Annotated in this window: 7 protein-coding genes; all 7 read left to right on the forward strand. The window is 67.2% G+C overall.

What is annotated here, in order from left to right; translation table 11 throughout:
- Nucleotides 1-188: 188 nt before the first annotated feature.
- The 7 genes from QRO91_RS19720 (at nucleotide 189) to QRO91_RS19750 (ending at nucleotide 11,546) form a co-directional block, all read left to right on the forward strand.
- Nucleotides 189-845, forward strand: a complete 657-nt coding sequence (locus QRO91_RS19720; protein WP_049429433.1) for a glutathione S-transferase family protein — start codon at nucleotides 189-191, stop codon at nucleotides 843-845.
- Between the two features lie 62 nt (nucleotides 846-907).
- The gene (locus QRO91_RS19725) at nucleotides 908-3,187 is read left to right on the forward strand and encodes a transketolase C-terminal domain-containing protein (protein ID WP_049429419.1); all 2,280 of its coding nucleotides are present in this window, start codon (nucleotides 908-910) and stop codon (nucleotides 3,185-3,187) included.
- 3 nt (nucleotides 3,188-3,190) lie between these two features.
- Nucleotides 3,191-5,134 (forward strand): asparagine synthase (glutamine-hydrolyzing), encoded by a 1,944-nt coding sequence (gene asnB / locus QRO91_RS19730; protein ID WP_049429418.1) that lies wholly within the window; start codon nucleotides 3,191-3,193, stop codon nucleotides 5,132-5,134.
- 66 nt (nucleotides 5,135-5,200) lie between these two features.
- Entirely contained in the window at nucleotides 5,201-5,761 is a 561-nt protein-coding gene (locus QRO91_RS19735; protein WP_197620681.1) for an NADPH-dependent FMN reductase, read from the forward strand.
- 346 nt (nucleotides 5,762-6,107) lie between these two features.
- Nucleotides 6,108-7,538 carry a replicative DNA helicase gene (locus QRO91_RS19740; protein WP_005410278.1) on the forward strand — a complete coding sequence of 477 codons (1,431 nt, stop codon included), beginning with the start codon at nucleotides 6,108-6,110 and terminating at the stop codon, nucleotides 7,536-7,538.
- 172 nt (nucleotides 7,539-7,710) lie between these two features.
- Complete coding sequence (locus QRO91_RS19745; protein WP_197633734.1) at nucleotides 7,711-9,954, forward strand: TonB-dependent receptor; 2,244 nt, start codon at nucleotides 7,711-7,713, stop codon at nucleotides 9,952-9,954.
- Nucleotides 9,954-11,546 carry an alkaline phosphatase gene (locus tag QRO91_RS19750; RefSeq protein WP_197633733.1) on the forward strand — a complete coding sequence of 531 codons (1,593 nt, stop codon included), beginning with the start codon at nucleotides 9,954-9,956 and terminating at the stop codon, nucleotides 11,544-11,546. The genes QRO91_RS19745 and QRO91_RS19750 overlap by 1 nt, the downstream gene beginning before the upstream one ends.
- The last annotated feature ends 255 nt before the right edge of the window (nucleotides 11,547-11,801 follow it).

Raw genomic sequence — 11,801 nt, forward strand, 5'->3', positions numbered from 1 at the left:
CACCCGGGCGCCCAGCCCCGTCCCCCGGTGAAGCGCCGCGCCCGTGCTCGGGTGCTGGCCGAAAAGGCCCGCGGCGGGGGGGCTCGGCTCTACAGATTGTCGGCATGCTGCACCCGCGCTTGGCATTCCCTGGCGCACTTGCCAGACTGCACGCAGCCGGCCGCCGGCCGGATTCGATGGAGCAGGCAATGGTGGAAGCGCGCGTCCCACTGACGGTGCATGGCATGTCGGTCTCGGGCAATTGCCACAAGGTCCGGCTGCTGCTTGAGCAGCTCGGCAGCCGTTACCGCTGGGTGGAGGTGGACAGTGCCCATGGCCAGACCCACACGCCCGAATTCCTGGCGCTCAACCCGAATGCCAAGGTGCCGCTGATCGTGCGCGACGACGGCCGCGTGCTGACCGAATCCAACGCGATCCTGTTCTGGCTGGCAGAAGGCACGCCGTACCTGCCCAACGATGGCTGGGAGCGCGCGCAGGCATTGAGCTGGATGTTCTTCGAGCAGTACACGCATGAGCCCTGTGTGGCAGTGGCGCGCTTCATCCGCGGCTGGACCGCGCCCGATTCGCCGCGCCGAGCCGAACTGCCGCGCCTGCACGAGCGTGCCGCCACTGCACTGGCAGTGATGGAGCAGCACCTGCGCCAGGCACAGTGGTTCACTGGCGGCGAGTACGGCATCGCCGATATCGCGCTGTTCGCCTATACCGATGTGGCGGGCGAGGGCGGCATCAGCCTGGAGCCGTTCCCGGAAGTTCGCGCCTGGCTGCAGCGCGTGCGCGAGCAGCCACGCTTCCTGCCGATGCCGGCAGTGACGGCCGAGGTGCGCGCGCGCTTCGAAGCCGCGTGATCCGAACAGGGTAACGCCGGGGCAGGCCCGGCCGAACGCAACAACGACACGGAGGGTGTTCGATGTTCGCTGTGGTTCCCGATCCGATCCCCGCACGCATGCGCGTGCTCAACCGCGCCGATGTGTGCGATGTCAATTTCCTCGAGGCGGTGCGCGGTTGGCGCGGTACGCCACGCCCGCGACCCGCAGCGGATGCCCCGATCCTGCCGGACAGTACGCTCAGTGCCGCCGCGTTCGGTGAACTGTTCGAGTCGCAACTGGTCAGCCGCCAGCTGGACCTGATGGCACGCGTACTGCGCGTGCAGAACAAGGTCTTCTACACCATCGGTTCCTCCGGCCATGAAGGCAACGCGCTGCTGGCGCGGGCCTGCCGTCATACCGATCCGGCCTTCCTGCACTACCGTTCCGGCGCCTTCATGGCCGAGCGTTCTCGGCAGGTGCCGGGCATCGACCCGCTGCGCGATTCCGCGCTCTCGTTCGCCGCCAGTGCCGAGGATCCGGCCAGCGGTGGCCGCCACAAGGTGTGGGGCAGCAAGCCGTTGTGGGTGCTGCCTCAGACCTCGACCATCGCCTCGCACCTGCCCAAGGCGCTGGGCACCGCGCTGGCCATCGAGAGTGGCAAGCGCTTGGGGCAGGCGCTGCCGGTTCCGCCCGACAGCATCGTGCTGTGCTCGTTCGGCGATGCTTCGGCCAACCACGCCACCGCGCAGACCGCCTTCAATACCGCGATGTGGTCGGCCTACCAGAAGCTGCCGGCGCCGATCCTGTTCGTCTGCGAGGACAACGGCCTGGGCATCTCGGTGAAGACCCCTGACGGCTGGATCGCCGAGCGCTTCAGCCATCAGCCGGGGCTGGACTATTTCTTTGCCGATGGCCTGGATCTGGCCATCGGCCACACGCAGGTACAGGCGGCGGTGGAGCACTGCCGGCGCACCCGGCGGCCGACCTTCCTGCATCTGCGCACCACGCGCCTGATGGGCCATGCCGGTACCGACTTTGAAGTGGAATGGCGCGCGCTGCCGGAGCTGTGTGCAGCCGAAGCCCAGGACCCGCTGCTGCGTTCGGCGCAGATCGCACTTGAATCAGGCTGGATGGATGCGGCCGCCATCGAAGTGGCCTACGAGACGATGCGCGCGCGCTGCATGGCCGCCGCCGCCGATGCCGAAGGCAGTGCGAAGCTGCAGTCGCTGCGGGAGGTGATGGCGCCGCTGGCACCGTACACGCCCGCAGCGGTGCAGGCCGAAGCGCAACGCGAGGTCGCTGCCGAAGCGCGCGAGGCACTCTATGGCGATGCCGAGGCATTGCCCGAACGACAGGCGCCGCGGCATCTCGCGATCCAGATCAACCATGGCCTGCAGGAACTGCTGGCCAAGTATCCGCAGAGCCTGTTGTTCGGCGAGGACGTGGCGCAGAAGGGCGGTGTCTACACCGTCACCAAGGATCTGCTGCGCCGCTTCGGGCCGCGCCGGGTGTTCAACACCCTGCTGGACGAGACCATGATCCTGGGCATGGCACAGGGCCTGGCCAACATGGGCATGCTGCCGATTCCGGAAATCCAGTACCTGGCCTACCTGCACAACGCCATCGACCAGCTGCGTGGCGAGGCCTGTTCGCTGCAGTTCTTCTCCAACGACCAGTACCGCAACCCGATGCTGGTGCGGGTGGCCGGGCTGGGCTACCAGAAGGGTTTCGGTGGCCATTTCCACAACGACAACTCGATCACCGCGCTGCGCGACATCCCCGGGCTGGTGGTCGGCTGCCCATCGCGCGGCGACGATGCCGTGATGATGCTGCGCACGCTGGCGGCGCTGGCGCGGGTGGATGGGCGCGTGGCCGTGTTCCTGGAGCCGATCGCGCTGTACATGAGCAAGGACCTGCACGCACCCGGCGACGGCCAGTGGCTGTTCGACTACCCGGCCCAGGGCCAGGCGCTGGTGCCGGGCGAGGGTCGTGTGTACGCGCCGGAGGCTGGCGACCTGGTGGTCTACACCTACGGCAATGGCGTGCCGATGGCGTTGCGTGCGGCGCGGGCCATCGAGCAGCAGCTGGGCTGGGAGGTGCGGGTGGTGGACCTGCGCTGGCTGGTGCCACTGGATGCCGGCTTCATTGCCGCCCAGGCCGCCAGTGCGCGGCGGGTGCTGGTACTGGACGAAGGACGCCACAGCGGCGGAGTAGGCGAGGGGGTGGTCACCGCACTGGTCGAGGCCGGTTTCGGCCACCTGCCGCTGCGCCGGGTCTGCGGTGCCGATACCTATACCCCGCTGGCGGGGGCAGCAATGTTCGGGCTTCCAAGCGACAATGCAGTGATTGGCGCCGCCCTTGAACTGGCGCAGGAACCCTGATGCATGTGTGGATTGGCGGGAATGTTGTTGCCGGCGCCGGTGGCGTCGGCCGAGGTGCTGCAGGCGCAGGTCCTGGCCATGGGCGAGGCACTGCACCACCGCGGGCCGGATGATGGCGGCAGCTGGGTCGACGCCACGGCCGGCATCGCGCTGGCGCATCGCCGCCTGAGCATCCTCGACCTGTCGCCGCTGGGGCATCAGCCGATGGCCTCGGCCGATGGCCGTTACGTGATGGCCTACAACGGCGAGGTCTACAACTTCGCTGCCCTGCGTGCCGAACTGGAGCCGCTGGGGCACACCTTCCGTGGCCATTCGGATACCGAGGTGCTGCTGGCAGCGATCCTGCAGTGGGGTATCGAGGACACCCTGCAGCGCTGCAACGGCATGTTCGCCATCGCCCTGTGGGACCGCCAGCAGCAGTGCCTGTGGCTGGCCCGCGACCGCGTCGGCAAGAAGCCGCTGTACTACGGCTGGGCGGGTGACAGGCTGGTGTTCGGCTCTGAACTGAAGGCGCTGTGGCAGCACCCGGCGTTCGACAACGACATCGACCGGGATGCACTGACGCTGCTGCTGCGGCTGGACTACATTCCTGCACCGCACAGCATCCACCAGCGCTGCTACAAGCTGATGCCCGGGCGCGTGCTTCGGCTGGACGCCGAAGCCGTAGCGGCGGGTGCGGCCGCGCACCGCCCGGAGCAGGCACAGCGCCCCTACTGGGATGCGCGTGCGCGCATGCAGGCCGCGCTGGCGGCCCCGTTCCAGGGTCGCATCGAGGAGGCCGAGGAACAGCTGGACACGCTGCTGCGCGATGCGGTCGCGCTGCGAATGGTGGCCGACGTGCCGGTGGGCGTGTTCCTGTCCGGTGGTACCGATTCGTCACTGGTGGCCGCGCTGATGCAGGCGCAGAGCGGGCAGCCGGTGCACAGCTTCAGCATCGGCTTCACCGATTCGGGCCACGACGAGGCACCGCTGGCCAGGGAACTGGCCACGCATCTGGGTTGCGACCACACCGAGCTCTACGTCAGCGGCGCGGATGCACTGGCAGTCGTGCCACAACTGCCGGCAATGTTCGACGAACCTTTCGCCGACGCTTCGCAGGTGCCGACCGCGCTGGTCGCGCGCCTGGCGCGTCAGGGCGTGACTGTGGCGTTGTCGGGTGACGGCGGTGATGAGCTGTTCTTCGGCTACACCCGCTACGTGCGCGCACTGCGCAACTGGCAGATGCTGGGCCGCGTGCCGGGCCCGCTCCGGCGCTGGATGGGCGCGCGCGCGCAGCAGCAGGGCGAGGCCTCGCGGACCGGCGGACTGGCCGCGCTGCTGGCCGAGTCCGGCGCGCGTGGCATCGGCGACGTGTACCGCAACCGCATCTCGCGCTGGCGCGATCCGGCGGCGGCAGTGCCGGGCGCGCAGGCTGCCGGCAGCTTCTACGACCTGGCCGATCCGTTGCACGGCGCCGGCACACCGGCCGACGCGATGATGCTGGCCGATTACGTGACCTACCTGCCGGATGACCTGCTGTGCAAGGTCGACCGCACCTCGATGGCAGTCAGCCTGGAGGCACGCGCGCCGCTGCTGGACTGGCGCGTGGCCGAGTTCGCCTGGTCGCTGCCGCTGGGCTTCAAGCGCAGCGAAACCACCAGCAAGGTGCTGCTCAAGCGGGTTCTTGGCCGCTACGTGCCGCAGTCGATGGTGCACCGGCCCAAGCGCGGATTCGGTGCGCCGGTCAGCGACTGGCTGAAGGGCGACCTGCGGCCGTGGGCCGAAGACCTGCTGCAGCCGGCACGCCTGGAGCGCGAGGGAGTGCTGTCGGCGTCGGCGGTGCAGCCGCTGTGGCAGCAGTTCCTGGGGGGGCAGCGCAAGTGGCATACCCACCTGTGGAACGTGCTGATGTTCCAAGCCTGGCAGGCGCATTGGCGGCAGGTGCGGGCCGGCGTGACCGGCGGCTGATCTTCACCGGACGACACGGGCCCGGCGTCTAGGCTGGGCCTCCCGCACCGTGAGGAGTATGTCCCGATGTCCGTCCCTACCATCGCCGTGTTCGTCGGCAGCCTGCGCAAGGATTCCTGCAACCGCAAGCTGGCCCATGCGCTGGAGAAGATCGCTGGCGACCGCGCGCGCTTCCAGTACGTGCAGATCGGCGATCTGCCGCTGTACGACCAGGATTTCGATGGCCAGTACCCGCCGCAGGGCACCCGGCTGAAGGATCAGGTGCGTGCCGCCGACGCGGTGCTGTTCGTGACCCCCGAATACAACCGGTCGGTGCCGGGCGTGCTGAAAAACGCCATCGACATCGGCTCGCGCCCGTACGGTGACAGTGCGTTTGCCGGCAAGCCGGCGGCGGTGATCGGCGCCTCCATCGGCCAGATCGGTACCGCCGTGGCCCAGCAGCACCTGCGCATCAGCCTGGCTTTTCTGGACATGCATGTGCTCGGCCAGCCCGAAGCGTTCATCCACTTCAAGGACGGCCTGATCGATGCCGACGGCACGATCCACAACGAGGGCACGCAGAAGTTCCTGCAGAGCTACGTGGACCGGTTCCTGGCACTGATCGCGGTGCACGTGAAGGGCGATTGAGGCCGATGGGTCAGAGCGCTCTGCGTTGCAGAGGGATCCGACCCCAACCACGCCCGGGGTCGGATCCCGGCGCGCAGCGACGGGCTCTGACCCCACGCCCCGCTAAGCGGGCCAGAGCGCGTACGCTGCACGGAATCCGACCTTGGTGGCCTGATCTGCGATAATGCTCAACTCGGGCGTCGCAACGGCGCCCGTCGCAGGCACTGCGACGCCCCCGCGCCAGAGTGGCCAGGCACTGGCGGATATCCCCCGTTTCTCCACGGCTTATCCACAGGCTTGTCCATGGCTGCCGGGGTCGGCGCATGACTACACTCGTCCGGCCCACTTTTGCAGGAAACACCGCAGCATGTCCGCTCGTTCCGGCTTCCGTTCCAACCGCAGAGAGCGCGGTGATGGCTTCGATCGCGATCGCGACGAATCGCGTATCGACCAGCTGCGCGTGCCGCCGCATTCGGTGGAAGCCGAGCAGGCGGTGCTGGGGGGCCTGATGCTGGCGCCGGAGGCCTATGATCGGGTCAACGATCAGCTGACCGAGGGTGATTTCTACCGCCGCGACCACCAGATGATCTACCGCGCGATCCGCGAACTGTCCGAGCGCGAGCGGCCGTTCGACGCGGTGACCCTGGGCGAGTGGTTCGAATCGCAGGGCAAGCTGGAGCTGGTGGGCGATGGCGCCTACCTGATCGAGCTGGCGAGCACTACGCCATCGGCGGCCAACATCGTGGCCTATGCCGAGATCGTGCGTGACAAGGCGGTGCTGCGGCAGCTGATCCAGGTCGGCACCGACATCGTCAACGATGGCTTCCAGCCCGAAGGCCGTGACAGCAGCGAGCTTCTGGCATCGGCGGAAAAGAGCGTGTTCGCCATCGCCGAGCAGGGGGCACGCGGACGTACCGACTTCGTGGCCATGCCTGGCGCGCTGAAGGATGCCTTCGAGGAGCTGCGCAACCGCTTCGAGAACGGCGGCAACATCACCGGCCTGCCGACCGGCTACAACGACTTCGATGCGATGACCGCCGGCCTGCAGCCGACCGACCTGATCATCCTCGCCGCGCGCCCGGCCATGGGCAAGACCACGTTCGCACTGAACATCGCCGAGTACGCGGCGATCAAGTCGAAGAAGGGCGTGGCGGTGTTCTCCATGGAAATGTCGGCCTCGCAGCTGGCGATGCGCCTGATCTCCTCCAACGGCCGCATCAACGCGCAGCGCCTGCGTACCGGCCAGCTGGAAGACGAGGACTGGAGCCGCGTCACCAGCGCGATCAAGATGCTGAAGGAAACCAAGATCTTCATCGACGATACGCCAGGCGTGTCGCCGGAAGTGCTGCGTTCCAAGTGCCGCCGCCTCAAGCGCGAGCACGACCTGGGCCTGGTGGTGATCGACTACCTGCAGCTGATGAGCGTGCCGGGCAACAGCGAGAACCGCGCGACGGAAATCTCGGAAATCTCGCGTTCGCTGAAGGGCCTGGCCAAGGAACTGCACGTGCCGGTGATCGCGCTGTCGCAGCTCAACCGCTCGCTGGAAACGCGTACCGACAAGCGCCCGGTGATGGCCGACCTTCGCGAATCGGGCGCAATCGAGCAGGATGCGGACATGATCGTCTTCATCTACCGCGATGATTACTACAACAAGGAAAATTCGCCGGACAAGGGCCTGGCCGAGATCATCATCGGCAAGCACCGTGGTGGCCCGACCGGTTCGTGCAAGCTGAAGTTCTTCGGCGAATACACCCGCTTCGACAACCTGGCTCACGACTCGGTCGGTTCGTTCGAGTAACGACCGTGCCGGCCGCCGGCCGGCACCACCTCCTGGTCGGCAAACCATTCGAAACGCCCATCTTCCGTATGTGGCGTGTAAATGACATGTAACGCGACGCTTCTACGATTCCGCCGCTGCTGCCCTTCGACGCCGCCCTTCGGCGTCCAGCGTGCCCAAGGAATCCGCCCCCATGTCGTCCCACGCTCCGCTCCGCCGCAATCTGCTGGCCTTGCTGGTCTGTGCTTCGCTCCCCTCGTTGGCCGCTGCTGAAACCGCCCCCGGCACTGATGCCCAGTCGGCCACCACGCTCGATTCGATCTCGGTGATCGGTCGCGGCGAAGCCCGGCAGGTGCAGCGCGTGACCGCCGAGGACATGAAGGTGCTGCCGCCCGGCGCCAACCCGCTGAAGCTGCTGGCGACCAAGCCGGGCGTGCATTTCGAATCGGCCGATGCCACCGGCGCCTACGAATGGTCCACCACCATCAGCCTGCGTGGCTTCAACCAGAACCGCCTGGGCTACACGCTCGATGGCATTCCGCTGGGCAACATGGCCTACGGCAACAGCAATGGCCTGCACATCAGCCGCGCGGTGATCAGCGAGAACCTGGGCGGTGCCGAAGTCTCCACCGGCATCGGTGCGCTGGGCACGCCGTCGACCAGCAACCTCGGCGGCGTGTTCCAGTTCTATTCGATCGATCCGTCCACCGAGTATGGCGTGGTGCTGGCACAGAGCTTCGGCAGCGACAGTGCGCGCCGCAGCTATGCGCGCCTGGAGACCGGTGAACATCAGGGCTTCGCTGCCTACCTGTCCGGCGTGTATTCAGAAGGCGACAAGTGGAAGGGCAAGGGTTCGCAGGAGCTGAAGCAGTTCAACGGCAAGGCCACCTACAACTTCGGTGCGGACAGCAGGATCACCGCACTGTTCAACGCATCGCGCCGCGTCGAGGCCGACTACCAGGACCTGTCGCTGGAGATGATCGATCGCCTGGGCTGGGACTGGGACAACTACGCCCCGGACTGGGATCGCGCGGTGGCCGCCGCACGCGGCACGTTCAGCGGCGGCGTCAACAGCCCGTGGGACGCGTATTACTCCGGCCACGGCCTGCGCAATGACGATCTGTCCAGCATTGCCGGCGATTTCGGCCTGAACGAGTCGATGCGCCTGAAGGTGAACGTCTACAACCACAGCAACCGTGGCCAGGGCCACTGGTTCAGCCCGTCCAATCCGTCGAACCCGGGCACCAGCCGCGAGATCCCGATCTCGATCCGCACCACCGAGTATGCGATCGACCGCACGGGCGTGACCTCAGCGTTCACCTGGAACGTGGCGGGCCACGAACTGGAAGCGGGCCTGTGGTACGAAGACAACGGCCACAGCGTGCAGCGCAACTTCTATTACATCGACGGCCCGATCACCGACGATTTCTTCCTGCGCAATCCGGACCAGCGCGTGTGGCACCAGCGCTACACCACCATCACCCGCCAGTTCTACGTGCAGGACCGCTTCCGCCTGTTCGATGACCGCCTGACCATCGACATCGGTGCAAAGTCACCGAACACCCGCACCCGCGTGCGCACGCCGCTGGGCAGCTATGCCAGCAACAGCAGCCTGACCTCGAAGAAGGGTTTCCTGCCGCAGGCCGGCTTCAACTTCAAGCTCAACGAAGGCAACGAGATCTTCGGCTCGTTCGCCAAGAACATCGCCGCCTATGCGCTGGGCGTGGGCAGCCCGTTCAACGTACCGCAGGCCGCATTCGATGCCAGCGCGAAGAACCTGAAGCCGGAACAGTCGCGCACCCTCGAGCTGGGCTGGCGCGGCTACGGCCAGGGCTATGAAGCCTCGGTGGCGGTGTACGACGTGAAGTTCGACAACCGTCTGCTGGCCATCGCGCAGTGCGTGGGCATCCTCGGTTGCCCGGCGCTGTTCTCGAACGTCGGTTCGGTGACCAGCCGCGGCGCCGAGGCGACCCTGCAGCTGAAGCCGATGCAGGGCCTGACCTGGTCCAACGCGCTGTCGTGGAATGACAGCACCTACGACAACGACTACGTGAACAACGGCGTGGTGCCGACCCGGGGCAAGAAGACCGTCGACACCCCGGAATGGATGTTCGCCAGCACCCTGGCCTGGACGCCGGGCCCGTGGGACCTGCGCCTGGCCGCCAACCATGTCGGCAAGCGTTACGTGACCTATACCAACGACGTGTCGGTGCCCAGCTACTGGCTGGTCAACGCTTCGGCGGCCTATGACTTCGGCAAGCTCGGCCCGGCACAGAACCTGACCGTGGCGCTGAACCTGACCAACCTGACCGACAAGCGTTATCTGTCCTCGATCAACACCAACGGCACCTACGCCGCCGACCCGACCCGCAGCCTGGCGACCATGCAGGTGGGCGCGCCGCGGCAGGTGATGGCGACCGCTACCGTGCACTTCTGATGCGCGGGCCAGTCGATCCGGAAAGCCGTCGTCGCCTGCTGCGCATGGCGTGGCAGGGTACGGGAGCGGCGATCGCGCTGGCAGCGATGCCGGGGCTGGCTACGGCCGGCCCACGCCCGCGGTTGGGACGTGATCCGTTCACCTTGGGCGTCGCCGCCGGCGATCCGGATCCGCAGGGAGCGGTGCTGTGGACGCGGCTGGCGCCGGACCCGCTCAACGGCGGCGGCATGCCGTCGCGGGCGGTGCCGGTGCGCTGGTTCGTGGCCGAAGACCCGGGCATGCGCCGGCTGGTGCAGCGTGGTGTCGCCGCGGCGGTGCCCGAGCTGGCGCACTCGGTACATGTGGAGGTCAACGGCCTGCGCCCGGGCCGTGACTACTACTACCGTTTCGCCTGCGATGGCGATGAGGAAAGCGCGGTCGGTCATTTCCGCACCGCGCCGCTGCTGGACACGCAGCTGCAGCAGCTGCGGCTGGCACTGTGCACCTGCCAGGCCTGGAACAGCGGCTACTACCCGGTGCTGCGTGACATCGCGCAGACCGACGTCGACCTGGTGCTGCATGCCGGTGACTACCTGTACGAATACAGCCCGCTGCAGAATGCGCGCGGACGCACGCTGGATGCCGGGCGCTTCAGCGGCGAGACCGTCAGCCTGGAGCGCTATCGCAACCAGTATGCGCTGTACAAGCTCGATCCCGATCTGCAGGCCGCGCACGCCGCACACGCGTTCGCGGTGATCTGGGACGACCACGAAGTGCAGAACGATTACTCCGGCATCCATCCGGAGAAGCCTGGCGTCTCGACGGAGGACTTCATCGTTCGCCGCGCGGCGGCCTACCGCGCGTTCTACGAGCACCTGCCGATGCGCGGCACGCCTGCGGGCAACGGTGGCCTGCGCGTGCATCGGCGCCTGCGTTACGGCGATCTGGCACAGCTGACCCTGCTCGACTGCCGCCAGTTCCGTCCGGCCAACCCCTGTGGGGTGGGCGAGTCGCCGCGCTGCGAGGCGGCCCTGGACCCGCGCATGAGCATGCTGGGCGTGGGCCAGGAAGCCTGGTTCGCGCAGTCGATGGCGGCCGCACGCGGCACGCGCTGGAACGTGGTGGTGCAGCAGCTGCTGATGGCGCAGCTGCGGCTGGACGGCGGCAAGCCGCGCGAACGTTTCTGGAACGATGCCTGGGACGGTTATCCGGCGGCACGCAACCGCCTGCTGCAGGCGATGCAGGCGGGTGGGCAGGGTAATGCCATCGTGCTGGGCGGGGACTGGCATTCCACCTTCGTCAACGACCTGAAGCTGGACTTCGATGCCGCCAGTGCGCCGGTCGTGGCCACCGAATTCATCGCTCCGGCGATCAGCAGCGGCGGCGACGACACACCGTATGGACCGTATTACGGGCCATCGATTCCGCAGAACCCGCACATCCGTTACTTCGACGGCGACCGCCGCGGCTGGTGGAAGCTGCAGCTGAACCGGCAGACCGTGGACGCCGAGCTGCGCTTCGCCGACAGCGTGCTGCGCGCGGATGCGCCGGTGCGTACTGCGGCGCGCTTCCAGGTCACCCACGGCCGTCCGGGCGCAGTGCAGCTCCTGTAGAGCCGAGCCCACGCTCGGCTGCTTCTTGTAACCCCACCGTAGGCTCGGCTCTAAAACCGCGCTGGATACCTTTGATAGCCCCCACCCCGGTTTCGTAGCAAACCAATTTCGGCCGCCCGGGCCGGGGGCCAACGTTGTACCAGGCGGGACGGTGCCGCCCCCACGACACCGTGATTAACAAACAGTTAGCGCTCCGTGTTTTGTTGCTTCTTTTAGTTGATTTCTTGCCGCTTGCGATACTAGCACTTAAAGCCA

Source organism: Stenotrophomonas maltophilia group sp. Smal32 (genome assembly GCF_030237085.1).
GTDB classification, from domain to species: Bacteria; Pseudomonadota; Gammaproteobacteria; order Xanthomonadales; family Xanthomonadaceae; genus Stenotrophomonas; species Stenotrophomonas maltophilia_Q.

Excerpts from the sequence above, each read along its gene's own strand:
- QRO91_RS19725 (WP_049429419.1), top strand. The coding sequence starts at position 908 with ATGTTCGCTGTGGTTCCCGATCCGATCCCCGCACGCATGCGCGTGCTC.
- QRO91_RS19745 (WP_197633734.1), top strand. The coding sequence starts at position 7,711 with ATGTCGTCCCACGCTCCGCTCCGCCGCAATCTGCTGGCCTTGCTGGTC.
- QRO91_RS19735 (WP_197620681.1), top strand. The coding sequence starts at position 5,201 with ATGTCCGTCCCTACCATCGCCGTGTTCGTCGGCAGCCTGCGCAAGGAT.
- QRO91_RS19720 (WP_049429433.1), top strand. The coding sequence starts at position 189 with ATGGTGGAAGCGCGCGTCCCACTGACGGTGCATGGCATGTCGGTCTCG.
- QRO91_RS19740 (WP_005410278.1), top strand. The coding sequence starts at position 6,108 with ATGTCCGCTCGTTCCGGCTTCCGTTCCAACCGCAGAGAGCGCGGTGAT.
- QRO91_RS19750 (WP_197633733.1), top strand. The coding sequence starts at position 9,954 with ATGCGCGGGCCAGTCGATCCGGAAAGCCGTCGTCGCCTGCTGCGCATG.
- asnB (WP_049429418.1), top strand. The coding sequence starts at position 3,191 with ATGTGTGGATTGGCGGGAATGTTGTTGCCGGCGCCGGTGGCGTCGGCC.